This window comes from Synechococcus sp. ROS8604 (genome assembly GCF_014279655.1).
Lineage (GTDB): Bacteria > Cyanobacteriota > Cyanobacteriia > PCC-6307 > Cyanobiaceae > Synechococcus_C.
Genome location: NZ_CP047946.1, coordinates 2303538 through 2329285, shown reverse-complemented (window position 1 = coordinate 2329285; position 25748 = coordinate 2303538). Strand labels below are relative to the sequence as shown.

Here is a 25748-nt window from a genome sequence, read left to right as displayed (position 1 = left end):
CATCGGTAACAGATCTTCATTGCTTGCTCAGAAAGCGAAAACTTGATGCGACTAAAGGGCTTTTGCGTTGTTTTTATGATAACAAGGCAATAAAAAGCCGGAAATTTAATCCCGGCTTTGTTTATTATTTTTTAGGGCTATTTAAGCAATAGAAAACATTAAAGAGCTTTTCGTGGTGGCGGCGACATGCCCGCTGGGCCTCGGTAAAGAGACGCAGTGCGAGTGATTGTCTCCTGAGGGACACCCGGTTGGGTGTTCATTCCATCGAGACTTGGAACGCTTGATGGCTCCTTGGATTCACTCCTCTGGGCCAAAACTTCACTGACGGCTGCTGGCTGACCTGATTCAAATCTGATTCTCAGGAATCGACTCGTTTCAGATGGCGTTGAGGCGCGTCCGAGAAGGGCTAACGACGCAGCGGTGGCTGCTCGCAGGGGTGCCATGCAGTACAAACGCTCTTGGAAGTCCTCTCCGAGGGCAACGGCTTCAACGAATTCATCAAGATCGATCTGACCATCGCGCAGTTTGGACTCGGCGATGACCATCCGTTGATTTTCGAGTGGAACCTTATTGAGAAGTTGCTGGTAAGTAGCATTGATGACTTGGCGCAGCTCGCTTTCATCAGCGGGTCTTCGCAGCATGGCCGGTGTTGGCAATCCTCCACGGAAGCGATATCCGTCGGGCTCGCCAGTGGCTAGGGCTGCACGCAGACGAGCTTCAGATGTATTGGGGGTAGAGCTGCCAATCGTTCGACTGATTGGTGATGCAAACGGGGAAGTTCCTGAGGTGTTTTGTGCCCCACGGGAACGCATCAGGTTTGTCCACTGCGCTGAAGGCGTTGCGTTGCTGACGTTGGCACTCCAAAGGGAAGGGATAGATCCCACTGGCTTCAGATTGCGTGTCGTGAGGTCTGCAGTGCCAAGGAACTTGTTGTTTCGAATGGGATCAGGCCGCTGGCGCAAGGTTGTATCAGTCAGTTTTTCAACCTTCACTTCTCGGCAAAGCCCAGGAGCGCGCCTCACAGTCAGGTCTTTCGGAGTAATGAACCGTTCATAGGGAACCGTGTCATCTCCGAAACAGTCGGAAAACTCTTTGCTGCTAATCAGGGCATCAACAACTCCGTAGAAGCCTTTGCGAGCTGCGGTGTCAAACAGCGCATCAATTTCCCAACGACCAAAGGTGGGACGACCAAGTAATCGGCGATGCATCACTTCGATGGCCTTCGTGATGTAAAGGCCGTCCCAATAGCGACGTCGGAAGGGGTTAGAGCAGGCAACTTGGCGGATGAACTCACGCAAGTTGATATCGCCATTTTCGAGTCTGTTTTCGGCGCTTTCAACCCTCTCTCCGGAATATCCGGTGTTTCCGAGAACCTGCACGTAGACGGCTTTAATGACAGCCTGGGTGCTGGATTCTGTCCCACGGATGCTGGGTTGTCCGCCCCGACGGGGCACGGAATTTCCCCCAGTGGCGATCTGTTGTAAGCGGACAACCGTGGGCCCAAGTCGGCGTGGTCGGCTGCCGCGGAACTGGGGACTGTCCATTTGCCCAGGCTGGGCAAGCCCATTGCTCACAAGCAGACGACGGGTGTCGTATCCGAAAGGTGCTGGGCGTGTGGAAACAGATGCCGTGGCAGACGGGAAAATGGCTCCGTATTGATTGCCAATCGGATCATTGCCGCCGCCGTAGACGTGCTGGTCTCCTAAGGGTTGGCGGTACGAGGCATACAGGGTGACGTATTGCGGCGCAGATTCGAAGGGAGCGCTGAATCGGAACAAGCGGCGATTGGAACCCCAGCCAGCACTTTCCTGGGCCTCTTCCCCGAGATCACGCAGATAAGGAACGGTTTCCTCTCCGAAGGTTTGGGCATACTCCGCACCATTAATCAGCACATCGACAAGACCGTTGAGACCTTGGTTGCTGACGATCGAGAAGGCTTTTCGGAACTCTTCGAGAGAACTGATCCCTCGTCCAAGGAAATGCCTGTAAGCCAGCTCGACGACCCTGCTGTTGACGAAGGGACCGTAAAACTGAGTTCTGTATTCCTTGCTCTTTCCGAGCGCACGAATGAATTCGCGCATGGAAAGTTTGCCTTGGACGAGCTGGCTGGCTTCCACTGCACAGGGTGTTTGTGAGTAGCCCTTGGCGATGTCACGTTCAAACACCTGCCGATAGGCGGCACGAACAACCTCTGCTTTTTCAGCTCCAGAGAGTCCAGGCCGCATTTCAAAGCGCTGAGCCGTTTCAGCGGCTAAGGCATAGATGGCAGGGAGTTGCAGCCCTTGTCGAACAGCGCTTCCGAGCTTCTGGCGCGTCGAAGGCGTAGCGATAGCAAGCTCTTTGAGCAGAACGTCAAAGCATTCGATCGCGAGTCGGCGTGCTTCAGGGCGCTCTCTCAAAAGGGCCGCAGCAGCAGCACGCATTTCTTGCAGTGCCACGTTTGTTGCGACGAGAGAGCAGCCCTTTTCGAGCACGTCTCTCAACCCCCTTGTATTGACCGCGAGAATGCTGGGGTCTCCGGCTACTAAGGCGTAGCCGACGTAGCGAAGGAACCAACCCAGGTCGCGCACCGATTTGCGCATATTCCCTGGGCCATATTTCGCCACGCTGATGGCGGTAAAGCCCGTTGGTAAAACGACGCGTACATCGCCGTCGTCGCTGCCCTGAAGCAGTCTGCTGATGAAATTACCGCTGGTATTGCCGGATTCAGTGCCCGTAAAGGTGCGAACCGAGTCTTGGAATGCAACCTGATCAGCGGCCAAAGGAGTGGCGTCCGTGGCTGCCACCTCTCCAGTGCTTAGAGGTTCTTCCAGAAACGAGAGAGGAGTTCCACCTACAAAAATTCGATTGGCGGCACGGGCCACGATGGACTCCGCGTTGCTCGCTAGGAGTCGGGCTGCGTCAAGCCGATCGTTTCCACTTCGGAAAAAAGTGATCAGAGTGTCGAGCTCACCGCCGTCTGGGAAGCGGTCTTGTTGCTCAGCCTGACGGACACTGGAGAGCGGCAGGGTGTCGTACAGCTGAGGGGAAACCCTTGGGCTGCCGCTACTAGCGGTCACTGTCATGAACGAGAGCAAGCCGGATTGCGTCAGGTTACGGCCCATCTCTCGAGCTTCTGGGCAGCCATGAACAAATGTTTGCAGCTCGGATGAGGTTTTGGCTGTAAGGGCAATGTCCCGTGAAATGCTCGCTTGAGCGTCTACTTCCAGAACTGGTGGCTTTATGAACACTCCTCCCTCGGATGTGGCGACCCCTGTGGTGAGCGCCTTTTATGACCGCTTCCCCTATCCAGCAGACCCCCTTCAAGACGGTCCGCCTCCTGGATACAACTGGCGCTGGTGCCACGACAGCGTGCTCGCTGCGGTGAAGGGAGGGCTCAAAGCTCAGGATTCCAAGGATGAGGTGATTCGCATCCTTGATGCGGGGTGTGGCACAGGAGTCAGTACGGACTACCTCTGTCACCTCAATCCGGGCGCAGAGATTTTGGCCGTGGATATCAGTGCGGGAGCACTCGATGTGGCGCGGGAGCGCTTGCGCCGTTCTGGAGGTGCTGAACAGGTCCGATCCCTACGACAAGAGCAGCGCAGCCTTTTGGATCTTCAAGATGAAGGTGTTTTTGATTACATCAACTCCGTAGGGGTTTTGCATCACCTGCGCGACCCACTGGCTGGATTGAAAGCACTGGGCCAGCGACTGGCTCCTCAGGGGATTTTGCATCTATTTCTCTATGCCGACGCTGGCCGTTGGGAGATTCATCGCACGCAGAAAGCTCTGGAGCTATTGGACGCTGGGACGGGTTCGGACGGATTGAGGTTGGGGCGTGAGTTGTTTTCAGACTTGCCTGAGACCAACCGTTTGCGCCGCACCCACGACCAACGTTGGGCGCTTGATACCCAAGCTGACGCCAACTTTGCCGATATGTATTTGCACCCTCAGGAGACCAGCTACGACCTCGGGAGGCTGATGGCCTTAATCAAGGCGTCGGGGCTTTATTTCGCTGGCTTCTCCAATCCTTCTGTCTGGGACCCCGCTCGATTGCTCAAGGGTGAATTGCTATCCCGTGCTCAAGCTCTATCGCCAGCGGATCAATGGGCACTGGTCGAGCAGCTCGACCCCGACATCAGCCACTTTGAGTTTTTTGTGAGCGCACAACCCATAAAGCCTTGGCGTTGGCCCAACGACAAAACGCTGCTCCAAGCGTCTGGTCGACGCCAGTCATGTCTGTGGGGGTGGCCTTCCAGAAGCATGTTGGGCCCAGATCTCGAACCCATCTCCATTTCAGATGAGGAAATGAGCCTGCTCCGTTTAGTGGATGAAAACCCTGACGTTCCCCTAGGAATCCTGAGTGGAGACCCAACAACTGCTTCTTTAGCCAGAGGCCTCATGAGCAAAAAATTGCTTTTGCTCGAGGCTAACGATGCGTTACTCAGCGGAATCACGTGATAGATTCCGGCCGCTTTCTCAGGCGCAATTTGCAAGCCTTGCCCTCCTCAGATTCAGCTGCGGTGAACGCCTCAGCTGAAAATGGAATGGAGTCTTTCGCTCGGCTTCAAGTGCGTCTGATGCTGGCCACAGTGATCGTGTCTGTCGTTGTGATTTTGTTCACAGCGTTTTACTTCGATCTCTTAGTAGCCAGAAGCCTGCTTGTTGGAGCTGTCGCTGGTCTTTTTTACTTGCGTCTACTCGCCCGCAGCGTGGCCCGGCTCGGTGGAGGTTCCCGTCAAGTTGGTCGTTTTCAGCTCGTTGTTCCGATTGTTCTCATCGTTTCAGCAGCTCGATTTCCCCAGCTCGACCTCTTACCTGCATTTGTAGGTTTTCTCCTTTACAAGCCCGCCTTGATTCTTCAGACCGTTTTCGACGGCTGATCTCGCGCTTCCCTCTTCTGCATTCATGGCTTTGCTGCCTTTCACACTGCCGTTCGCCGAACTGGAGGTTGGTCACCATCTGTATTGGCAGATCGGTAACCTCAATCTGCACGGCCAGATTTTCCTCAGCTCCTGGATTTTGATCGGTGCCCTGCTCGCCTTTGTGCTTGTAGGTACTAAAAATCTTAGTCGCGATCCAAAAGGTGCGCAGAACCTTCTTGAGTTCTTGTGGGATTACATTCGTGATCTCTCTCGTGATCAGATCGGAGAGAAGTATTACCGCGAATGGCTCCCCTTTATTGGCACCCTGTTCCTGTTCATTTTTGTCAGTAATTGGGGTGGTGCACTGATCCCTTGGAAGGTGATCGAACTCCCTGAAGGAGAACTTGGAGCTCCAACCGCAGACATCAACACCACGGTGGCGATGGCTCTGCTTGTGACACTGGCTTATTTCTATGCTGGTTTGAGCAAGAAGGGTTGGAGATTCTTCGAGCTTTACGTGGAGCCAACTCCCATCATGCTCCCATTCAAAATCATCGAGGAATTTACCAAGCCTCTATCTCTTTCTTTCCGTCTTTTCGGAAACATCCTTGCTGATGAATTAGCGGTAGGTGTGCTTGTTTATCTTGTGCCCCTTATTGTTCCCCTTCCGGTGATGTTGCTTGGCCTCTTCACCAGTGCTATTCAGGCTCTTATTTTTGCGACTCTTGCGGCCTTCTACATCGGTGAAGGTCTTCACGAAGCGCACTAGTTGATTCACGGCCTTTTCAAAGGCTCGTCTGCTAGAAAATCTTGTGCGCAGGTCCGACCATCAACATTCGGGCCCACTTTCCTTAGTGACGGTGTCCCTGCGCAGGGTGATCTAACTCCCACTTCATAACTCTCAGCGCCTTCCGGCGCGCCCCCAAACGCACTCAACATGGATTCCATCACTTCTGCAGCCTCCGTCGTTGCTGCTGGTCTGGCCGTAGGTCTGGCTGCCATCGGCCCTGGTATCGGTCAGGGCAGCGCTTCCCAAGGTGCTGTTGAAGGCATTGCTCGTCAGCCTGAAGCTGAGGGCAAGATCCGCGGCACCCTGCTGCTCTCACTGGCATTCATGGAGTCTCTGACGATCTACGGCCTTGTGGTGGCCCTGGTTCTTCTGTTCGCCAACCCATTCGCTTGATGCAGATTTGGGGAGCGTCTCCCGTGATGTCGCTCCCCGCATAACTCTGTACGCAATTTCTCGCTCCTCTCCAGCTCACCTCTTCCATGACCTGGCTTCTGTTCGCTGAAGCGGCGGTTCCGGAGGGAGGTCTCTTTGACCTCGATGCCACCTTGCCTTTAATGGCTCTTCAAGTGGTTCTCCTAACCTTTCTGCTCAATTCTCTGTTCTTCCGGCCGGTTGGCAAGGTCGTGGAAGATCGTGAGGGATATATCAATACGAGTCGTGCTGACGCCAAGCAAAAGCTTGAGCAAGTTCGTCGTCTCGAGGCCGACCTTCAAGATCAACTTCGAGGCGCTAGACAGGCTGCGCAGTCAGCCATTGTTGAAGCAGAAACGGAAGTTGACGCTCTCTACCGCGAGGCACTAGCTACAGCGGAAACTGAAGCGAATCGCACCCGAGAACAAGCTCGTAAAGAAATTGAGTCTCAACGTGAATCTGCTCAGTCAAAGTTGATGGCTCAGGTTGATCAGCTCAGCTCCCAGATCATTGAACGACTGCTAGCTGCTTGATGACTGTCCTATTTCCTTTGATTGCTACTGAGGGTGGATTCGGAATCAACCTCAATCTCTTTGAAACCAATCTGATCAACCTGGTCATTGTGATCGGTGTTTTGTATTGGTTCCTGAAGGGATTTCTGGGGGGGATGCTCGAGCGCAGACGCGAGGCCATTCTCAAAGATCTTCAAGATGCTGAAAAGCGTTTGAAGACGGCCACGGTTGAACTGTCGAAAGCTCAAGAGGAGCTATCGGCGGCCCAGCAAAAGGCTGAAAGAATCCGTCAAGACGGCAAGGCCCGTGCTGAAGCGATTCGTGCTGATGGTGAGAAGAAAACGATTCAGGCCATGGCTGCTCTCAAGCAAGATGCCTTAGCCGACCTCACTGCAGAGGGTGCTCGACTTACGGAACAACTCCGTAGAGAAGCGGCTCTTTCCGCCATTGATAAGGCCTTGACTGAACTGCCTAATCGCCTCGACAGCAAAGCTCAAGCCAAGCTGATCGACACTTCTATTTCTAATTTGGAGGATGTCTGATGCCTCTTTTAAATTCTCTCGCAACCCCTTACGCAGATGCCCTGCTTCAGGTCACTGACGTTCGTCAGGAGTCTGAAAAAGTTGCCTCTCAGTGCAAGGACCTTCTCGCTGCTTGGGAGTCTTCAGAGCCTCTTCGTGACGCGATGACATCTCCTGTCCTTGAGCCTGATGCCAAGAAGAGCGTTCTAACCAGCCTTCTTTCAGAACAAGTCGCGCCTTCGCTGTTGAACTTGCTCAAGGTTTTGGCAGATCGCCAACGTCTTCCGGCTCTGGAGGCAGTGCTTCGCCGTTATCTCGAGCTCTATAGGGAGTCTCGGAATATTGCCCTAGCTCATGTTCGTGCTGCTCAGCCTCTTTCAGAAGAGCAGCAGGCCTCATTGACCGCCAAAGTCCAGTCAATGGCTGGAACCAATGCTGTTGAAATCGATCTCAAGGTCGATCCTTCATTGATTGGTGGCTTTGTCGTCAACCTCGGTTCTCAGGTGATCGATGCCAGCCTCTCCGGTCAGGTTCGTCGCCTTGGTCTTGCACTCGCTAAGGCGAGCTGAGCTAAGCCACACCTTCATCTCGCCCTTCCACTCACCACCCGCCCCTGGGTTTTCCCGCCATGGTTTCCATCAGACCCGACGAGATCAGCGCCATTCTCAAGCAGCAGATCGAGGACTATGACAAGTCCGTATCGGTAAGCAACGTCGGCTCAGTCCTGCAAGTAGGCGATGGAATCGCCCGCGTTTATGGCCTGCAGCAGGTGATGGCTGGAGAGCTGGTTGAGTTCGAAGACGGCACAGAAGGGATTGCCCTCAACCTCGAAGACGACAACGTCGGCGTTGTGCTGATGGCCGAGGGCCTTGGCATTCAGGAGGGAAGTACCGTCCGAGCAACGGGCAAGATTGCTTCTGTCCCCGTCGGTGATGCCATGCTTGGCCGCGTGGTGAATCCACTCGGCGTGGCGATTGACGGCAAGGGTGACCTCGCCACCACTGAATCCCGGCTGATTGAGTCTCCTGCCCCGGGAATTATTCAGCGTAAGTCTGTCCATGAGCCAATGCAGACGGGCATCACGGCCATCGACGCCATGATTCCCATTGGCCGTGGTCAGCGAGAGTTGATCATTGGTGACCGTCAGACCGGCAAGACAGCTATTTGTATCGACACGATCCTGAACCAGGCGGATCAGGATGTGGTTTGCGTCTACGTGGCGATCGGACAGAAAGCCGCTTCTGTTGCACAGGTCACAGAGGTGCTGCGCGAGCGCGGCGCTCTTGATTACACCGTCGTGGTGGCAGCTAACGCATCCGAACCTGCCGCTCTTCAATACTTGGCTCCCTACACCGGAGCCTCGATTGCTGAGTACTTCATGTACAAGGGCAAGGCCACTTTGGTGATCTATGACGATCTGACCAAGCAAGCCCAGGCTTATCGCCAGATGTCATTGCTATTGCGTCGTCCACCCGGTCGTGAGGCTTACCCCGGTGACGTGTTCTATTGCCACAGCCGTTTGCTTGAGCGTGCTGCCAAGCTTTCTGATGCCATGGGTAAAGGTTCCATGACCGCCCTGCCGATTATTGAGACCCAGGCTGGTGACGTTTCTGCCTACATCCCTACAAACGTGATTTCGATCACGGACGGTCAGGTCTTCCTCAGTTCTGACTTGTTTAACTCCGGGCTTCGTCCAGCGATCAACGTTGGTATCTCGGTGAGTCGTGTTGGCGGTGCAGCTCAGACCAAGGCGATCAAAAAGATTGCCGGCACACTTAAGCTTGAATTGGCTCAGTTTGATGAACTGGCGGCATTCTCCCAGTTTGCTTCTGATCTCGATGCCGCTACACAGCAGCAGCTCAGCCGAGGCAAACGTCTTCGTGAGCTTCTCAAGCAGTCGCAGTTCAGCCCACTGATCTTGGCCGAGCAGGTGGCGATTGTTTATGCAGGTGTTAAAGGCCTGATTGATGATGTTCCCGTTGAAGAGGTTGTTCAGTTCTCCCGTGAACTGCGTGAGTACCTCAAGAGCAATAAGCCAGAGTTCATCAGCAAAATCCAAACGGAGAAGGTCTTGAGCCCTGAAGCTGAAACCACTCTCAAAGAGGCGATTGCTGAAGTTGTGTCCACCATGCTGGCCTCCGCCAACTGAGGGCTAAGCCATGGCAAATCTCAAAGAGATCCGGGACCGGATTAAATCGGTCAAGAACACCCGAAAGATCACCGAGGCCATGCGCCTCGTGGCTGCGGCCAAAGTTCGTCGAGCCCAAGAGCAAGTCCTGCGCAGCCGTCCGTTTGCTGATCGGCTCGCACGTTTGCTTGAAAACCTCCAAGCGCGGATGCGCTTTGAAGATGCGGATGCTCCCTTGCTGGAACAGCGTCCTGTTGAAACCATCACCTTGATGGCCGTTACTGGCGATCGTGGTCTTTGCGGTGGTTACAACTCCAATATCATCAAGCGCACTGAAAAGCGTTTCGCTGAGCTTCAGAGCCAGGGTTACAAGGTGACTCTTGTGTTGATTGGACGCAAAGCAATTAGTTATTTCACCAATCGTAGTTATCCCATCCAAGCTACCTTCACGGGCTTGGAGCAAGTACCTACTGCTGATGAAGCTGGGTCCATTGCTAGCGAAATCTTTGCTGAGTTTCTTTCTCAGGCATCAGATCGAGTTGAGATTATTTTCACCAAGTTCATCAACTTGGTGAGCTGCAAGCCAGTAGTGCAAACGCTTCTGCCTCTTGATCCCCAAGGGATTGCTGAGGCCGAAGATGAAATCTTCAGGCTTACAACAAAAGAAGGTCGCTTGTCTGTTGAAACAGGAAGTGCTCCTGATAATTCACAGCCTCCTTTGCCTTCCGACATCGTCTTCGAGCAAAGTCCTGATCAATTGTTGAATGCGTTGTTGCCTTTGTATCTACAAAATCAACTCTTGCGTTCCCTGCAGGAATCAGCAGCATCCGAGCTGGCAAGCCGAATGACGGCAATGAACAATGCCAGTGACAATGCCAAGGAGTTGGCTAAGACTCTGACGCTTGACTACAACAAGGCACGTCAGGCAGCCATTACCCAGGAAATTCTGGAAGTGGTGGGTGGATCTGCAGCAGCAGGCGCCTAAATTTCTGTTCACCATGATTGAGCCGGCCTTTGGGCCGGCTTTTTTAATGGGGTGATGACTTTGACCCTTCACCAGCTTTTCCCAACGGTTGTCGCCACAACAAAGTTGGCAATCGATCCACTCGACCTTGCTGGGCATTTGCAGACGCTGATAGCGCTTAGGGGTGAGGCCGTTGGCAACCCGAGTGAAGGTTGCGCTTGGACAGGTGATATCAACGGCGTTTGGCAATTGCATCGTCAAGTTGAATTTGCTCCGTTGGTTCAACAGGTGTCAGCCCAGGCCGAGCGTTATTTGGCGGCGGTTGGGTTTGATTGCAGCCAGGTGGCTTTGCATCTTCAGCGCTGCTGGCCTGTGCTGAGCGATTGGGATCAGCTGGTTGGCCGCCATCACCATCCGAATGCCCACCTCAGCGCCGTGTTGTATCTCACGGGGGCTGGCTCAGGTGAGGAGGGTGTGCTTCGTGTTCATTCGCCATTGCAAAGCAATGAACTCTTGCCAGGACTGTCCGCTGGCCATGCAGGGCCGATTGCGATTGATCATCCTTTCAATGCAGACAGCTGGGACTTGGCTCCGGAGGTTGGCCTGCTAGTGCTATTCCCTTCCAGGCTTGATCACAGCGTGTTGCCCAATGGCGATCCTGAGTCGCTGCGCTGCTCGATCAGTTTCGACTTTGTGCTCACGGCTCCTGAGCAGGGCAACCCACCGGAATACCTTGCCCCCCATCCTTCTCATTGGAGTCCCTGCTCGGATTTGTCGTCATGACGCCTCTTGCCCTGAGAAGATGAATGACCAAGGCTTCCCTTTCAGGATGAGCGATCAAGCCAGTGCTGTTGCCACCTACAACGTCAGCATCGAAGTGGATGCTGTTGAACACAGCTTTTCCTGTCGATCAGATCAAACGGTGTTGGCGGCGGCGGAAGAAGCAGGAGTCATGCTTCCGAGTTCATGCTGCTCAGGCGTTTGCACCACGTGTGCCGCCCGTTTAAAAAGCGGTTCGGTGGAACAATCTGATGCGATGGGTGTCAAGGAGGACCTACGCGCCGAAGGATTTACTTTGCTTTGTGTTGCCTTCCCTTGTTCTGATCTTCAGCTGTTAGCAGGTCAGGAGGATGCGCTCTATGAGGCTCAGTTTGGTCAGTACCAAAAATGAGGTTGACGTCGAAAACGTTGACTTTGCTTTGGCCTAAAGATTGCAAGGCGGCGGATTTGAGCGCTTGGGTGAAAGGTCAATTACGCGCTCATGGTGATCCCTTGCGTTGGGCGATTACCGCTGTCGATCATTCAACGCAGGAAGACAGTGCTGTCTTGAAGATTGAAGCGGTGTTGATCGAGTGAAGGAGGGGCTGTCTTTGGGATCTCCCCTGCCCACGTTGATGGTGGTGCCGACGGGGATTGGATGTGCGATCGGCGGCTATGCGGGTGATGCGCTTCCCAGTGCAAGGCTTCTCGCTTCGGCCTCCGGCTGTTTGATCACCCACCCCAACGTGATGAATGGGGCGTCCTTGTACTGGAAAGACCCTCGCATTAGCTATGTGGAGGGGTATGGCCTCGATCGCTTTGCCGTCGGCGATTGGGCTCTACGGCCTGCTCGTCAGCAGCGGATTGGTTTGCTTTTGGATGCTGGTATCGAACCGGAGCTGCGTCAACGTCACCTTCAAGTGGCCGATGGTTGCAGGGCAACGCTGGGCATTGAGATCGGCCCTGTGGTGTCGAGTGATGTGCCGTTAGGGGTGCACATGGGATTGGGCCAGAGCGGTGCGAGTTGGGGCACCCTTGAGCGCCCGGATTCCTTATTGCGCGCGGGGGAACGCTTAAGAGCCCATGGAGCAACGGCGATTGCGGTGGTTGCCCGCTTCCCCGACGACCAGGGAAGTGAGGCATTGCAGGCCTACCGCCATGGCAGCGGCGTGGATGCCCTTGCAGGTGCCGAAGCCGTGATCAGTCATCTACTGGTGCGGCACCTGCAGATTCCTTGTGCTCATGCACCGGCTTTATCAGCGTTGTCGCTGGATGAGCAGCTGGATCCTCGTGCTGCAGGCGAAGAGTTGGGTTACACCTTTTTGGCATGCGTGTTGGTGGGTTTAAGTCAGGCACCAGATTTGCTCCAGCGTGCTGCTGCTCATTCACAGGATCTGGTGGCTGATGATTTGGGAGTGTTGGTTGCTCCAGAGGGGGCTCTGGGTGGAGAAGCCGTGTTGGCTTGTCTTGAGCGCAGGGTTCCTGTGATCAGTGTGGCCAATCCGTCCGTGTTGCAAGTCACGTCAACGGCGCTTGGCCTGGGACATGAGGTGTTGCAAGCGCGCTCTTATGCAGAAGCGGCTGGCATGGTGCTGGCCTTACGCGAGGGTGTGGCCTTATCCGCCTTGATGCGACCCTTACCTGCTTTGAAGGAGTTGACGTAATGGCAAGAGCTGCTGGCTTTGGATCATCAAAAAGTAGAGAGCCATGCCCTTGCTTGAGCGGAATGAGCTACGAACGATGTTGCCAACCTCTGCATCTAGGGGAGCAATGGGCTGCGACTGCTGAACAGTTGATGCGTTCGCGTTATTCGGCTTTCGCGTTTGCAGACGTGGATTATTTGATCGCAACGCATCCCGATGCTGCGACGCCTTTGCTTCAACGCCGAAAAGAGTTGCGGAAGAATTGTCGCGAAGCGCGTTGGTTAGGCCTGAAGATCAAGGCTGTGGAGGCTGGCGGTGTGAATGATCTTGAGGGCACAGTGACATTTGAGGCCACATTTGCAGCCGGGGGGCAACGCAATGTGATGACTGAAACGTCGCTCTTCCAGCGCAAGGATAGGGATCCAAAAGGCCATTGGCTTTATATCAAGCCTCTGTAGGGGGTTGAATCGGTTTGGTTTAAATCAGCTGCTAGAGCCCAGATGGAGAGAGAAGGCGCGGCTAACGATGATCGCCAGCAGGCATTCCGTGAACGCAAGCTGCGGGAAGAGAGGGAACACCAATACCGCATGGCGGTGGAGGCTCGGCGAGCTGCGGAAGCTCGTGCCACGCGCTGGTGGTCCATTTGGTACGGACGACCTTATGCACCGATCTTGATCTATCAATGATCGCAAAGGACCATTGGTTGACTTCAAGGAATGCCGACAGCTGCTGCCTTTCCATAAAAAAAAGAGCTGGAAAATCCCAGCTCTTGTCGTCAGTGTTCGATTGTCTAATCGAACTAGTTGTTTCAGCCGAGACCAATTTGGGAAAGGATGCCTTGTCCGGTGAGCAGTTCTGTGCCTAAGCCAATCACGAAACCCATCATTGCCAGTCTTCCGTTCCATTGCTCAGCAAAGGATGAGAAACCAAATTTGGAGTCATTCATCTGAATTAACGCAATTTCACCAATCGTAACAGATTGTTACCTGCCCTGTTGGGATTGGATCCCCAGGCTCCTGTTTCCCCTTCCTGGTTTTCATCCGTCTTGCTCTTTGGCCATTCTTAAGCCATGGGGGATGGGGGCATTGTTTTGATGGCTTACTTGGGATTGCCAATCATGAATTCACCTACGGAACATTCAGCCTTGCTGGAGATGCCGGAAGCTTGTTCGAACAATTCACTGCTTCCGAAGCTCAACCCACAGGGGGCGAGCTGAAGAGCTGTGGCAACAAGATAAAGCTGCTGGTAAAGCGACCCTGCATCTTTAAGAATCAGGGCATAGGCCAGCCCGGTTTCAGAATGAAGGCTTGCATTTCTTTCGTAGCGCGCGGCCATCACGATGAGGACGTCGGGCCTTTGTCCATAGCCAGGTGATACTGAGGAAGCCTGAGGTGCTCGGCATGTTGTATTGACTGCCATTTCAAGCATGCTTTCGCATGGTCTGTTGAGGTCGCTGATTTTTCCGAGTGAGTGCTCAAAAGAGTCGTAATGATAAAAGCCTGGGCTGATGCCGATGCATAGATGAATGCATAGATAGAGCTCAATGGAATGAAGGCCTCCAGCGCTGGCGACAGGTCTCAGTAAGCCTTCATAGGATCGAGGTAGGGCTGGGTCGCAGAGAATCTCTTCTCGGGTATGCATCGAATACCAGAGTAGATTGCCTAAAGCTTCAGCGCTGACAGGATTGGAGTCGTAGGTACGAATCGATTGTCTTTGTTGAATGACCTGGTAAAAATTTGTTTTTTGATTGTCGATCGATGGTGTTGGTAAGGAGACTGTGCTGAGGATGATCCTTTGGTGCTTCGCTGGTGGGGCCTTCCTGTCGATTGGCTTTGGCAGAGACTCTTGTGCCTTGAAGTCAACAATATGGCGCCGCGTCTGTTGATGGAAGCTCAGGTCTTGCCTGTTCCAGCCAGCTTCGATGGCCTCCTGGTCGATGTCTGCATTGTGATTTGTATTGCAGATTCCGGCCACGCCAGATGAAAGTAAGAGGGAAATAAGCTCTCGATGGTGAATGCGTAGATCTTCAGGGAGGACGTTCCTGATGATGTCTGTTGTGCAGGGCGACAGGAGCTTCTGGATGAGTGGATAGAGCCGATGGTCTTGTAGTCGCAACGTTGTGGGTGATAAGGGAGTTGTGACATCGAGGCCTTCAAGGCAGGGGTGAATGCTGGTAAATTTCGAAAGTTTTAATGCCTTTCCGTCGTCTGGGCAGGGTTGTTGTTTGATTCCTGGTTTCATCGGCAGCAGGCACATTGCCCTGCCGTTGCATCCATCGATTGCGTGAATCAGTAAGCCCTTCTCGTAAAGGTTTTTGAGTTGCAGTCCAAGCTCTAAATGCGTGGCAGCAGATTCTGTTGTTTCTGGTAATGCTAAATATTGATTGCTTTCGACTCCTTCTTGAGAAAGTGCTGCGAGCAGTTTTTTTAGGGGCTCTTTTGCGTTTTTGAGGCGAAATGTTTGGCGATGGGGATTTGATCGCGTGGCATAGGGAGTTGTGACAACAATGTCGTTAATATCTGTGCTGAGGTCCACCCCTTCTCGAAATAAGTATTTGGGCATGTCTGTGTCCTTTGTCTCTTGATTTGAGGCGAACTGCTGGAATATATACGTTTGAAGTGATTTGTTTGGGGCCTATATCTGTGCTTGCTTTGAACTGTTTCTGGGTTTGATCAACGCAAGCAGGCCATTGGATGACGAGGTGGTACGTCTAAGGCTTTGGCGACGCCTGGATGGCAGACGGAGCCCTGCACCGTATTGAGACCAGACAGCAATTCAGGTCGCTCCGTGACCGCTTCCTCCAGGCCGCGCCCTGCGATGCCAACGATGTAAGGCAAGGTCACGCTCACCAGGGCTTCAGTGGAGGTGAACGGCACGGCGCCAGGCATGTTGCCCACGGCGTAATGCTGCACACCGTGAATGGTCACGGTGGGGTTGGTGTGCGTTGTTTCGCGGCTCGTGGCGATGCAGCCGCCTTGATCGATGGCCACATCAACGATCGCTGAGCCTGGCTTCATTCCTTTCACCATCGCTTCATCGACCAGCGTTGGTGCCCTGCCTCCAGGGGTTAAGACGGCGCCAATCAGAAGATCAGCAGTGGGGATTAAGCGCTCGAGCAGCCCGCGGCTGCTCACCACGCTCATCAGGCGTCCGCTTCGATAGGCCTCCAGGCTGCGTAACCGTTCCGGGGAGCGATCCAGAAGCATCACTTCCGCATCCATGGCAGCCACCAGACGCGCCGCATTCAAACCCACCGTGCCTGCACCCAGGACCACCACCCGGGCTGGTTGCACACCAGTGCAGCCTCCGATCAGCACTCCTCTGCCTCCTTGGGGGCGCTCCAGCAAGCGAGCCCCCACTTGTGCGGCAAGCCTGCCAGCGATTTCGCTCATGGGCGCTAGCAGCGGCAGGGTTCCGTTTTCCAGTTGCACTGTTTCGTAGGCAACCCCCGTGGTGCCAGCTGCGAGAAGAGCTTCTCCCACCTCTGGGTAAGCCGCTAAGTGCAGGTAGGTGAACAGCACCATGTCATTTCGCAAAAAGCGGAATTCTTCCGGCTGTGGTTCCTTCACCTTGACAACCAAGTGAGCACCCCAGGCTTGTTCTTGATCCACGATCTCTGCGCCTGCTGCGGCGAAGGCCTCGTCGTCAATGCCTGCTCCGGAGCCGGCACCGCTCTGGATCCGCACCTCCAGTCCATGGGTGACGAGTTCTTTGACGGCATCCGGTGTCAGCGCGACGCGTTGCTCATCAACCTTGATCTCTGTGGGGACTCCGATGGTGGCCATCGGAGCCGTCAGTACGGATTGAGCCATGGCTGCCGAAGACGATCCTTCAATCTGACCCTGCTCAGCCGGATTGGCCACTGGTCTATGCGTCTTGAAATCAGCGGGCGGCGATTGGGAGCCTCCAACCGGTCCCGAAGGCCTGTCGGCTCACTTTCAGAACAGGAGGAGCTTGGCGGCGTTTGAATTCCGCGCGGCGAAACAGTTGCTCAATCCGTTTCACGTCCGCCGGGTCATGCCCAGCTGCGATCAATTGAGTGCCCGAGCTGTGCTTCTCGATCAAATCATTCAGAAGCGGATCGAGCGTTGCGTAGTCGGGAAGGGAGTCACTGTCCTGTTGGTCAGGGCGTAGCTCAGCACTCGGAGGTTTGGTCAGGATTTCTCGTCCGATCAAGTCGCTGTGCTCTGGAAGTCCAAGTTCTTGGCGACAGGCCATGGCATCAGAGCTGTCTAACCAGCGGCAGAGGGAAAACACCGTGGACTTGTAGAGATCACCGATCACCGCGAGCCCTCCATTCATGTCGCCGTAAAGGGTGCAATACCCCACGGCAAGTTCTGATTTGTTGCCCGTCGAGAGCAGGAGCTGTCCTTGCTGATTGGCAACAGCCATCAGCAAAGTGCCTCGAATGCGCGACTGCAGGTTTTCTGCCGTGACGCCCGACGGTGCTTGATCCAGTGCCGGGGTCAGGGTGGTTTCAAAGCCCTGCATCAAGGTTTGAATGGGTACGGTTGTCGTGGAAATTCCCAGGCGTTCTGCAAGCGCCTCTGCATCATCAATCGACCCAACAGAGCTCCAGGGAGAGGGCATGAGCAAAGCCTGCACGCGGTCTGCTTTGAGTGCCGCTGCTGCAATGACCGCCACAAGAGCTGAGTCGATGCCGCCACTCAGACCCAGCAGGGCGCGTTGAAAACCGCATTTTTGGGCGTAATCCCGCACGCCGAGCGCAAGGGCTTGGAACAGTTGCTCAAGATCAGCGCTTTCCGTGGGGGCCGACGTGCCTGCCGATGCATCAGAACCTCTTTCACTGCTGTCCCAGCAGGCGATGGCTTCCTGGCAGGTGGGAAGTTGCAACGCCACTTCACCGCTGGCTGTCATCACGAAACTGCCGCCATCGAACACTAATTCGTCGTTGCCCCCCACCTGGTTCACATAAATCACTGGGCAATGAAGACGGTTGGCAGCGCGGGCGCTGAGCTGATGTCGGATGGATGCTTTGGTTCTTCCGAAGGGGGACGCGGAGAGGTTCAGCAACACATCCACTTGCTCCGGGATGAGATTGGCAATCGGATCTGGTCCCACCAGGCGTTGTGCCTGAAGCGCATCCTCAACCCACAGGTCTTCGCAGATGGTGAGCCCCAGGCGCCAAGTCTGCCCTTCCGATTCAAAGCTCAGAACACTGGGTTGGTTGGCAGGTCTGAAATAACGCGATTCATCAAAGACGTCATAGGTGGGAAGGAGCTGTTTGCGGGCGACGACGCGCCAACCGTTGGCCTCTACAAGGGCTGCCGCATTGAAGAGTCGTGGATGTTGCTGGTCTGGGGCTGGTTCCACAACCCCCACCAGCAGTGCCGTTTGCGGCAGCTTCTCCCTAAGCCCCTGTTGCAGCTGGTTGAGGGCCTCGCTCTGCTGCTGGAGATGCTCAGGACTCAGCAGCAGGTCTCGAGGTGGGTATCCCCAAAGGGAAAGCTCTGGGCTCACCACAAGGGCGGGAGCGGAGCCCTGCGCCTGATGGCTGATTTTGAGACAAGCGTCTAGGAGCCGTTTGGCGTTCCCGGACAGATCGCCCACCAGAGGATTGGTCTGGGCCAGGGCGATGCGCATGGCAATTCAGGAAGGAGCGTCTTGGAGTCCATAAAGATTGTGCTGCAAGAGGAGGGGCCAAAGCGGTTTTGGGATTTGATCCGCAGCGCTCATTTTGCGAATGCTTGAGCTGGCTGTCTCAGGAATCTGTAAGGGCAACACGGTGATCTGGGCGCCGAGCTGGCGGAGTCGTTCGAGGTGTTCGGGCTCCAACGGCCAACCCTTCCGCGGCACCACCCCCAGCTGGCAGCGCTTGAGCCAAAGCTCGCTTTGTTTCCAATGGGGGATCTGAGCGGCCAAATCACTGCCCACCACAAAGCAGAGCTCGTGATTGGGCCATCGACGTGCTGCCCGTTCAAGCGTGGTGATGGTGAACGGGCTGCTGAGGGTTTGGTCGATGCTCACCCGTGGGTTGTCGATGGCCATCACCAAGGCCTGGAGCAGCTCGCTGCGGAGCTCGAGGCAGGCATCGTGGCGTTTTATTGGGTTGTCGCTAGCCCAGGTGGCGACGCGTTGAAAGTGATCCAAAAGGCCTTCAAGCAGAGCCTGATGCCCAAGCGTTGGTGGATCGGCGCTCGTGCCGAGCAGGGCGATGGTTGCAGTCATGGCAAGAGCCCGTCACGCCGGGGCCGCTTGGGCGGCTGTGGCCACTCGGCAAGCAGACGTTGCATGCCGGTATCGCTGCGTACCAGGCGCCGCATGAGGGTCGTCGGTGCTGGATTGCCCCTCCTGCCACGACCGCGTTGATCGACCAGCCAACGTGCTGTGAGCCGACCTGTTCTGCGCGTGGTGTGCACAGCGAGAGCCGCCTGGGCGACGGCGACGGGGGCCGCTGGACCCAGGCTCAAGCCTCCGGAAAAGGGTGCGGCGATCAGCAACAGCTGTTGAAGTCCAGAGAGCGCCAGCTGAAGTCCCAGTTGGACGCCTCCCAACATGGCGTTATGTCCTGATAGCCGTTGCATCAGCCGTCGTGCTGCTGGGCCTCCCATCGGCAGGTCATAGAGCTTGCAGAGCTGAACCACCAAAGCGGTATCGCAGGCCAAGCCTCCGGCTAGATCGAGCAACACCAAAGGATTGGCCGCAACCCCTGTGGCCTTGAGTGCTGCGTAGCGGCCGATCAGGCCTTGCGCATCGTGTCGTCGGCGCTCCAGTCGCCCTAATTCCAGTTGTTGTTGGAGCCGTTCTGCTTGGCGGAGGGCGTTTAAGGCCAAGAGGGCTTGGCCTTGCTCTTTCAGCAGATTGATCACGGCAGTGCGGAGTGGTTTCACCATCGCTGGCTGTCGCTCGCTGCGCACCCGGCCATCTGAGCGTTGGCAGGCTTTGCGAGGGGCGGCTGAAACGGCAATCGCTTGAGGAATCCTTGCGTGATGGTTGCGGTAACACCGCTCCCGGATCCTGTGGCTGATGCTTTGCCGGAGGCTGTCGAGTTGCTCTGGGGGGCAACAGTCACTGCGGTTCAGCACGGGAAGCACCGGCTTGCCACTGCTGATTAAGGTCTCCAAGGCATCGAGCTCAACCCTGCTGATGTCGGCATCCAACACGAGCAGCACAAGATCGGACTGCAGGGCCACCCGCGCTGCCAGTCGCGCGCGCGCTTCCGCTGCAACCTCATCGATTCCTGGTGTGTCGACGAGTTCAATCGCGTGGAGACCAGCAATGGAAATCGTCCAAGGCAGCGCTTGTTGTTGTCTCGTGCAGCCGTGAGCGACGTCGGTGGCCAGGAGGTCTTGACCGATCAGTGCATTGACGAGGCTTGATTTCCCTACTCCCACGCGGCCGAAGACCGCGACGCGCAGCTTCCGAGTCGATAAGCGCTCCAATTGCCGGTCCAAGCTCCTGAGCGAACCCGCTAAAATGGTTTCTTCCCGGCGGTTGAGCTGAAGCTGAGATCGCCAGGTTTGCAGCAGTGAAAGGCAGCGCTCCGTGGTGGATGTAGGCGAGAACGTCGTCATGACGCCCCATTGGCTCCTGCTGACTTGCGCCACCAGCCAGCGAGCACGGCCAGAACCGCATCAGGGCCAATCACGCCCACAAACCCTCCGAATTCATCCACCACAACACGAACCCCGCTGTTGTCGCGACGAAAGGCTGTCAGCAGGCGATCGGCCCGAATCATTTCAGGCACAAATTCGACGGGCTCGCTCAGATCGGCTGGGGTGAGTTGACCTTGATTTTGAACGAGTGCCGCCAGCAATCGGTCTCGACTTGCGATACCAAGAACCTTGTCAACGGCATCACCCAGGACCACCCACCATTGCGCCTCGTTTTCGAGCAGGGCGGATCTTAACTGCATCAGTGTGCTCGCTCCGTCCAAGCTCGGAGCAGCAACCCTTGGTGTCATCAAATCCCTCGCGGTGAGGTCGTTGAGTTGGAACACCTTGGCGATCATCGCGGCTTCATCCGCTTCGATTTGGCCGGTTTGGGACCCCATACGGGCCAGCAGTCGAATCTCCTCTTCGTCTGTGTTGAGTTCGCTTTCCTGGGTTAAGGCCGGCAGCAGTCTTTCCAGGAGAAGGACGAGCGGACGCATGAGAACGCCAAGCAGGTGCAAGACCGGAGCACTCGCGAGTGAAACAGGCAGCGCCAGTCGGGTGCCGATCGCCTTGGGGAGGATCTCCCCCAAAAGAATCACCAGCACGGTGAGACCAATGGAGAACAGGGGCAGAGCCACGGCGCTGATGCCCATGTCTTCGAACAGCCAAGCGGCGTAGCCACCGAGCATCAAACTGCCGAAAATATTGAAGCCGTTGTTTGCAATCACCAGAACCGACAAGGTCCGGCCGAGTCGCTGACGGAGTTGGGCCAATCTCCTTGCACCGGACACCGGTTTGGATCGACCGGCGAGTTCGAGAACGCGAACAGGGTTGACGGAGAGCAGAGCAGCTTCGACGCCAGAACACAAGGCGGATCCTGTGAGGACCACGACCACAAGCAGAATCAGGATCAGCAGGTCGTGAGTCATGCCTGGATGCTTTGCCTGCCATCCTGACGTTTACCTGGTGCCCTGTCTCCGTCGTGGTTCATAGTTCGCTCCCAATTGATGCTCAGGGTTACGCCGAGCGGCGTCAGCGGTTCATGGCCCATCTTGGCGGTGCGGCGGCTGTGATTCCAGCGGCAACCCTGATGACACACCATGCCGACTGTGAGTGGCCCTTTCGTCAGAACAGCGACTTCTGGTATCTCACCGGCTTTGATGAGCCGGATGCCGTCGCCCTGTTTTTGCCCCATCGGCCTGAAGGCGAGCGCTACGTATTGTTTGTGAACCCTCGTGAGCCAGGGGCCGAGGTCTGGACAGGGCGGCGGTGGGGCACAGAGGGGGCTGTGGATCAGTTCGGCGCGGATGTGGCCCATCCCCGCTCTGAATTGGCCCAACATCTGCGTGGGTATCTGAAAGATGCCGAGGGCATTGCCTTCCGCACGGGGCATCACCCGGCGGTGGAGTCCGTGGTGCTCGAGGTTTGGTCTGAACAATTGGATCGGGCGTCGCGACGTGGAGCCGCGGCTTTAGGGCTGGTGGCGCCCTGCCCGGTCCTGCATGAACTTCGCTTGCGCAAAGATCCAGCGGAGCTGGATCGGATGCGCGAGGCGTGCCGCATTTCAGCCCAGGCTCATGAGTTGGCGCGTGCCGCTGTGAAGCCCGGAATGAATGAGCGACAGGTGCAAGCCCTCATCGAGTTTCACTTCCTTGATCAAGGGGCACGGGGCCCTGCCTATGGCTCAATCGTTGCGGGAGGTGATAACGCCTGCGTCCTGCATTACATCGACAATCAGGATCCGCTCAAGGACGGTGATCTGTTGCTGATCGACGCCGGGTGCTCAATCGGTGACTACTACAACGGTGATATCACCCGTACCTTTCCTGTGAATGGCCGCTTCAGCGGTGAACAGCGCGCGCTCTATGAATTGGTTCTGAGTGCTCAGGAGTCGGCCATTGCCACCGTGAGGCCTGGAGGAACAGCGGAGGAGGTGCATCAGACCGCTTTGCGAGCGCTTGTGGAGGGCCTGTTGGATCTTGGACTCTTGGCTGGAGAGGCTGACGGAATCATTGAGCAGGGTGCTTACCGCCATCTCTACATGCACCGCACGGGGCACTGGCTTGGGTTGGATGTGCACGACGTTGGCGCATACAGGCTTGGTGAGCACCATGTCGAACTGGATCCAGGCATGGTGCTCACCGTGGAACCTGGTCTCTATGTCAGTGACCGCTTACCGGTTCCGGATGGCCAGCCGGAAATCGATGACCGCTGGAAAGGCATTGGTATCCGCATTGAAGATGATGTGGCCGTTCTCAAGGATGGTCATGAGGTCTTGACGGCTACGGCCTTGAAGGATGTTGCCTCGATGGAGAGTGGATGACGTTCAGCTCACCACTTGCAGGGAAATCCAGACCAAACCAACGGACAAGAGCATCAGGCCATCGAGCTCGCTGACCCGTCCGCTGAGAGGGCGGACCAAGATCAGTGTGAGAACAAGCAACACGGATTCCATTGGATTGAGGCCAAGGATCACCTTGGTGTTGGTGAGTTCTCCAACGAAGAGCACGGTCGGAACGGTGAGGCAAAGCGTCGATAAGGACGATCCATAGAGGGTATTGAGAGATCGTTGCACTTCCCCTCGATTGGCCGCTTGGAAGGCATTTAGCGCTTCCGGAGCCACGACGAGGAGGCCAACAAGCACACCACCCAGGGAGCTTGGGAGCCCGAGGTCGCTGATGCCAATGTCGATCAGGCTCCCCATCGATTCTGCGATCAGAACCAAAATCAAGAGGCCGAGCGCCATGAGAACGCCGCTCCGAAGAGCCGAGTCGTTATCGCCATTGGATGCCTGGGTCAGCCCGTTTTTCTCCTTGGTTTTGGGCAACTCCAGCCGCTGGGAGGCCTCAAGGAACAGATTGCGGTATGAGCCGGTTTGGAAGCGCAGGAAAGCTGCGTATAGCCCAATGGCCACAACGGTGAGAAGCCAGTTGATCGGGAGGGAAAAGTTGGCTTCTGTGCTGTCAGCACTGAAATTAGGGAGCACCAACACAAGCACGCTCATCGTCGTAATCAAGTTGATGTAAGTGGAGGCACCGCTTTGGTTGACGGTGGCCATGTCTTCTGCTTGGAAGGGTTCCGTGATCCCCGCTGTTTGAAATCGCGAAGCCAAAATCAAGGTGATTCCCTTCACCCCAGTGAGCACAATCATCAACACCGAGAACATCGAATCCCGCGCCAACGTGGGATTGCTTTCGCCGCTCAACATGGTGCTGGTGACGAGAGCCAGCTCGATCAAAATCACGGAACCTGTGAGCACAAGCGTTCCAAGCGGTTCACCGAGCTTTTCGGCGAGATGATCGGCTTGGCTGGCAATGCGTCTCGCCAGCAGCAAAATCAAGAGGCTGAGTCCCCCTAATCCGCCTAAGACGAGCGTTGCCGATTGCAGCAAGAGCCAATCCAGGAGATGGGTGGTTTGGAGACCGATGAGGACAACCGCTCCAACAAGCAAGGGCCATTCTTTGCGCATCAACGCTGAGTGGGGTTCCAGTTGAGTGCCGCTTGGGTGTCGGTGAGGATCACCTCTGCTCCTGCAGCCCGTAAGGTCTGCTCGTAGTGCGCTCGCGCCTCAGATTGCCCTGGGCGTTGTAGGTGGGGAGGTGCAACCGCCAAGCTCATCCAGCGTTGTTGCGGGACCTGCTCCCGGGCTCGAATCACGGTGTTGACGTCCGCCACGGTGTCACCGAGATAGGCAATCAGCGGTGCGTCGGAACCGAGGTTGCCATCCACAAGGGTGCTTGCCAGCCTGATGAGTCCTTCTGGATCAGGTTTGTCTGGCGCATCCCCCATCGCTATCAGGGGAGGGTTCTGCAAGCGGAGACGTTGTTCCAGTAGGAAGCGAGCAGAAGGGGGCTCTGCTCCGCTAACGAATCCCCAAAGAATGTCTCGATTCGTCAGGGCTGAAAAAAAGTTTCGATCGACGAGGAGGGGCTCATCGCAAATAAATCCATCCCAAGCAAAGGGATCGCCCTCTGGTTCAGATCCGAAGTAAAAACGGCTGAAAACGTTAATCAGATCAGTGCGACTGGGTAGGGCCGCTGAATGGGAGGACGAGTTGGGTGAGGGATGGGTCAGCGCGTGCCGACGTAAAAGTTCAAGGCTTGCATCCCAGTCATTGTTCCAGCGTCCTTCACCCTTCAGGGCATCAACCGTCTCGTGACCAGGCTTCCACCCGCAGTAGTGATGCACGGTGGCCTGGAGTGCACGGCGATAGCTGCCTGCCACATCCCGAATAACGCCATCAATGTCGAGAAGCAGGATTGCTTGTGGCTTTGATCCTGAAGATTGCAGGGGGATTTGGCTTCAGCAACTGGTAAGTTAGTTCTTTGTCCTTCATCCTTGAGCCCTGACACCATGACGGTTTCCGAAGGCGCAGCCGTCGACCAGGAGGTCGCAACAGAGGCAGCAGCATCTGATGCAGCACCCCAGGCCGGCGCAACACCCGCGGGTGATGCCGCTCCCCAGGGCGAAGATGCAACTCCTAAGGGTGAAGTGTCAGATCAGCAGCAGGAGCCCAAAGAAGGTCGTCCAGTGATGCGCGGCGGCAGTGCAGCACTTGCTTCTGCCACCATCGATGCGGATGGAGTTCCCTCTGGCTACACCCCAAAAGCCGATGAAGGCCGCTTCTTGCTGAAGATTCTCTGGCTTCCTGATAACGTGGCTTTGGCGGTTGATCAGATTGTTGGCGGTGGCCCCAGCCCACTGACGGCTTATTTCTTCTGGCCTCGTGAAGATGCTTGGGAGACTCTCAAAAGTGAGTTGGAAGGCAAAAGCTGGATCACTGATAACGAGCGTGTTGAAGTTTTGAACAAGGCCACTGAGGTCATTAACTACTGGCAAGAAGAAGGCAAAGGCAAGAGCCTTGACGAAGCAAAACTCAAGTTCCCCGACGTTACTTTTTGCGGTACTGCCTGATTGGAACGGAACGAAGGCTCTTCGTTTAATGATCATGTTTTTAGCCCCGTTTCGACGGGGCTTTTTTATGTCTTTGCGACGGGGAATGTTGAATGTTGAAATCAGTTTTGGGAGACACATTCAATCCATAAAAAAGCACCCTGTTCAGGGTGCTTTTTTCAGATCCGGCGTTGTTTTTTACAACTTAGGTTGATTTGCTTGCCTGGGCGCGTGCTCTGGCTCGTTCAAAAAGCTGCTGCGCTTTCACTTTTTCAGGAGTGGAGGGCTGGCCTTCGAGCTTGGTGACAGCAGTGCGTGCAGCGGAAAGATCACTTTCAGCTGATGTGGAATCGATATTGACGCCGAGTTCGGCTGAGTTCACCAAAACGGTGACATCATCGGATTCAACTTCAGCAAAGCCACCCATCAGGGCGATGGATTGCCAATTACTATCGGTACGAACTCTTAAAACTCCAACGTCGAGCGCTGCGAGCAAGGAAACGTGGCCAGGAAGAATGCCGACTTGACCGGTGGTGCTGGGAAGGATCACCTCATCGGCCGAACCATCGAACACGCTCTGGTCTGGTGCCAGAACGCGGAGGGTGAGGGACATGGAAAGAAGACTGCGGAGAGTTGGAAAGCGAGTTGTTGATCATGTTCGGGG

At 55.6% G+C, this 25748-nt stretch carries 28 protein-coding genes; 17 read left to right on the top strand and 11 right to left on the bottom strand.

Annotated features, from left to right (window positions below; all coding sequences use genetic code 11):
- Positions 1-158: 158 nt before the first annotated feature.
- On the bottom strand, positions 159-3065 hold the full coding sequence (locus SynROS8604_RS12610) for a phycobilisome rod-core linker polypeptide (RefSeq protein ID WP_186544246.1): 2907 nt from the start codon (positions 3063-3065) through the stop codon (positions 159-161).
- Between the two features lie 157 nt (positions 3066-3222).
- Between SynROS8604_RS12610 and SynROS8604_RS12605 the strand changes: the two genes are divergently transcribed.
- The 15 genes from SynROS8604_RS12605 (at position 3223) to SynROS8604_RS12535 (ending at position 13261) form a co-directional block, all read left to right on the top strand.
- Positions 3223-4443 carry a trans-aconitate 2-methyltransferase gene (locus SynROS8604_RS12605; protein WP_186544245.1) on the top strand — a complete coding sequence of 407 codons (1221 nt, stop codon included), beginning with the start codon at positions 3223-3225 and terminating at the stop codon, positions 4441-4443.
- Positions 4444-4481: 38 nt separating this feature from the next.
- Positions 4482-4865: a hypothetical protein gene (locus tag SynROS8604_RS12600; RefSeq protein WP_255445053.1), complete on the top strand. Its 384-nt coding sequence runs from the start codon at positions 4482-4484 to the stop codon at positions 4863-4865.
- Between the two features lie 25 nt (positions 4866-4890).
- Positions 4891-5616, top strand: a complete 726-nt coding sequence (gene atpB / locus SynROS8604_RS12595) for a F0F1 ATP synthase subunit A (protein WP_006854326.1) — start codon at positions 4891-4893, stop codon at positions 5614-5616.
- Between the two features lie 168 nt (positions 5617-5784).
- Entirely contained in the window at positions 5785-6030 is a 246-nt protein-coding gene (gene atpE, locus SynROS8604_RS12590; protein ID WP_006854325.1) for an ATP synthase F0 subunit C, read from the top strand.
- 86 nt (positions 6031-6116) lie between these two features.
- Positions 6117-6581 carry a F0F1 ATP synthase subunit B' gene (locus SynROS8604_RS12585; protein ID WP_006854324.1) on the top strand — a complete coding sequence of 155 codons (465 nt, stop codon included), beginning with the start codon at positions 6117-6119 and terminating at the stop codon, positions 6579-6581.
- Positions 6581-7102 carry a F0F1 ATP synthase subunit B gene (locus SynROS8604_RS12580; protein ID WP_186544244.1) on the top strand — a complete coding sequence of 174 codons (522 nt, stop codon included), beginning with the start codon at positions 6581-6583 and terminating at the stop codon, positions 7100-7102. Before SynROS8604_RS12585 ends, SynROS8604_RS12580 begins: the two co-directional genes overlap by 1 nt.
- Positions 7102-7650, top strand: coding sequence for an ATP synthase F1 subunit delta (gene atpH / locus SynROS8604_RS12575; RefSeq protein ID WP_186544243.1), 549 nt, complete (start codon positions 7102-7104; stop codon positions 7648-7650). Before SynROS8604_RS12580 ends, atpH begins: the two co-directional genes overlap by 1 nt.
- A gap of 59 nt (positions 7651-7709) precedes the next feature.
- Positions 7710-9230: a F0F1 ATP synthase subunit alpha gene (atpA, locus tag SynROS8604_RS12570; protein WP_006854321.1), complete on the top strand. Its 1521-nt coding sequence runs from the start codon at positions 7710-7712 to the stop codon at positions 9228-9230.
- 10 nt (positions 9231-9240) lie between these two features.
- Complete coding sequence (locus SynROS8604_RS12565; RefSeq protein WP_006854320.1) at positions 9241-10194, top strand: F0F1 ATP synthase subunit gamma; 954 nt, start codon at positions 9241-9243, stop codon at positions 10192-10194.
- 54 nt (positions 10195-10248) lie between these two features.
- Positions 10249-10956 (top strand): TIGR02466 family protein, encoded by a 708-nt coding sequence (locus SynROS8604_RS12560; protein WP_186544242.1) that lies wholly within the window; start codon positions 10249-10251, stop codon positions 10954-10956.
- Positions 10957-11002: 46 nt separating this feature from the next.
- The gene (locus SynROS8604_RS12555) at positions 11003-11344 is read left to right on the top strand and encodes a 2Fe-2S iron-sulfur cluster-binding protein (RefSeq protein WP_038014577.1); all 342 of its coding nucleotides are present in this window, start codon (positions 11003-11005) and stop codon (positions 11342-11344) included.
- A gap of 17 nt (positions 11345-11361) precedes the next feature.
- Positions 11362-11529, top strand: coding sequence for a hypothetical protein (locus tag SynROS8604_RS12550; protein WP_255445052.1), 168 nt, complete (start codon positions 11362-11364; stop codon positions 11527-11529).
- Between the two features lie 38 nt (positions 11530-11567).
- Positions 11568-12596, top strand: a complete 1029-nt coding sequence (locus tag SynROS8604_RS12545; RefSeq protein ID WP_186545975.1) for a DUF3326 domain-containing protein — start codon at positions 11568-11570, stop codon at positions 12594-12596.
- Complete coding sequence (locus tag SynROS8604_RS12540; protein ID WP_186544240.1) at positions 12596-13033, top strand: YchJ family protein; 438 nt, start codon at positions 12596-12598, stop codon at positions 13031-13033. The genes SynROS8604_RS12545 and SynROS8604_RS12540 overlap by 1 nt, the downstream gene beginning before the upstream one ends.
- A 42-nt stretch (positions 13034-13075) precedes the next feature.
- Entirely contained in the window at positions 13076-13261 is a 186-nt protein-coding gene (locus SynROS8604_RS12535) for a hypothetical protein (RefSeq protein WP_186544239.1), read from the top strand.
- A 122-nt stretch (positions 13262-13383) separates the two neighbouring features.
- Here SynROS8604_RS12535 and SynROS8604_RS12530 read toward each other — a convergent pair whose 3' ends face one another.
- From SynROS8604_RS12530 to SynROS8604_RS12500, 7 genes are all read right to left on the bottom strand, one after another.
- Positions 13384-13521, bottom strand: a complete 138-nt coding sequence (locus tag SynROS8604_RS12530) for a hypothetical protein (RefSeq protein ID WP_006854313.1) — start codon at positions 13519-13521, stop codon at positions 13384-13386.
- 152 nt (positions 13522-13673) lie between these two features.
- Positions 13674-15137: a SagB family peptide dehydrogenase gene (locus SynROS8604_RS12525; RefSeq protein WP_186544238.1), complete on the bottom strand. Its 1464-nt coding sequence runs from the start codon at positions 15135-15137 to the stop codon at positions 13674-13676.
- A gap of 110 nt (positions 15138-15247) precedes the next feature.
- Positions 15248-16387, bottom strand: a complete 1140-nt coding sequence (gene ald, locus SynROS8604_RS12520) for an alanine dehydrogenase (protein WP_186545974.1) — start codon at positions 16385-16387, stop codon at positions 15248-15250.
- A gap of 70 nt (positions 16388-16457) precedes the next feature.
- Complete coding sequence (locus SynROS8604_RS12515; RefSeq protein WP_186544237.1) at positions 16458-18179, bottom strand: NAD+ synthase; 1722 nt, start codon at positions 18177-18179, stop codon at positions 16458-16460.
- 6 nt (positions 18180-18185) lie between these two features.
- On the bottom strand, positions 18186-18764 hold the full coding sequence (locus SynROS8604_RS12510; protein WP_186544236.1) for a nicotinate-nucleotide adenylyltransferase: 579 nt from the start codon (positions 18762-18764) through the stop codon (positions 18186-18188).
- Positions 18761-20110, bottom strand: coding sequence for a GTP-binding protein (locus SynROS8604_RS12505; protein WP_186544235.1), 1350 nt, complete (start codon positions 20108-20110; stop codon positions 18761-18763). Before SynROS8604_RS12505 ends, SynROS8604_RS12510 begins: the two co-directional genes overlap by 4 nt.
- Entirely contained in the window at positions 20107-21120 is a 1014-nt protein-coding gene (locus SynROS8604_RS12500) for a CNNM domain-containing protein (RefSeq protein WP_186544234.1), read from the bottom strand. The genes SynROS8604_RS12505 and SynROS8604_RS12500 overlap by 4 nt, the downstream gene beginning before the upstream one ends.
- A gap of 53 nt (positions 21121-21173) precedes the next feature.
- On the opposite strand from SynROS8604_RS12500, the gene SynROS8604_RS12495 reads away from it, so the two are divergent.
- Positions 21174-22514: an aminopeptidase P N-terminal domain-containing protein gene (locus SynROS8604_RS12495; RefSeq protein ID WP_186545973.1), complete on the top strand. Its 1341-nt coding sequence runs from the start codon at positions 21174-21176 to the stop codon at positions 22512-22514.
- Positions 22515-22517: 3 nt separating this feature from the next.
- Here SynROS8604_RS12495 and SynROS8604_RS12490 read toward each other — a convergent pair whose 3' ends face one another.
- Both SynROS8604_RS12490 and SynROS8604_RS12485 read right to left on the bottom strand, forming a co-directional pair.
- A complete protein-coding gene (locus tag SynROS8604_RS12490; protein ID WP_186544233.1) occupies positions 22518-23660 on the bottom strand; it encodes a calcium:proton antiporter in 1143 nt (380 codons plus the stop codon).
- Complete coding sequence (locus SynROS8604_RS12485; protein WP_186545972.1) at positions 23660-24451, bottom strand: TIGR01548 family HAD-type hydrolase; 792 nt, start codon at positions 24449-24451, stop codon at positions 23660-23662. Before SynROS8604_RS12485 ends, SynROS8604_RS12490 begins: the two co-directional genes overlap by 1 nt.
- 93 nt (positions 24452-24544) lie before the next feature.
- Between SynROS8604_RS12485 and SynROS8604_RS12480 the strand changes: the two genes are divergently transcribed.
- Positions 24545-25105 (top strand): 30S ribosomal protein PSRP-3, encoded by a 561-nt coding sequence (locus SynROS8604_RS12480; RefSeq protein WP_186544232.1) that lies wholly within the window; start codon positions 24545-24547, stop codon positions 25103-25105.
- 184 nt (positions 25106-25289) lie between these two features.
- Here SynROS8604_RS12480 and atpC read toward each other — a convergent pair whose 3' ends face one another.
- Positions 25290-25697 (bottom strand): ATP synthase F1 subunit epsilon, encoded by a 408-nt coding sequence (gene atpC, locus SynROS8604_RS12475; RefSeq protein ID WP_006854302.1) that lies wholly within the window; start codon positions 25695-25697, stop codon positions 25290-25292.
- Positions 25698-25748 lie beyond the last annotated feature (51 nt).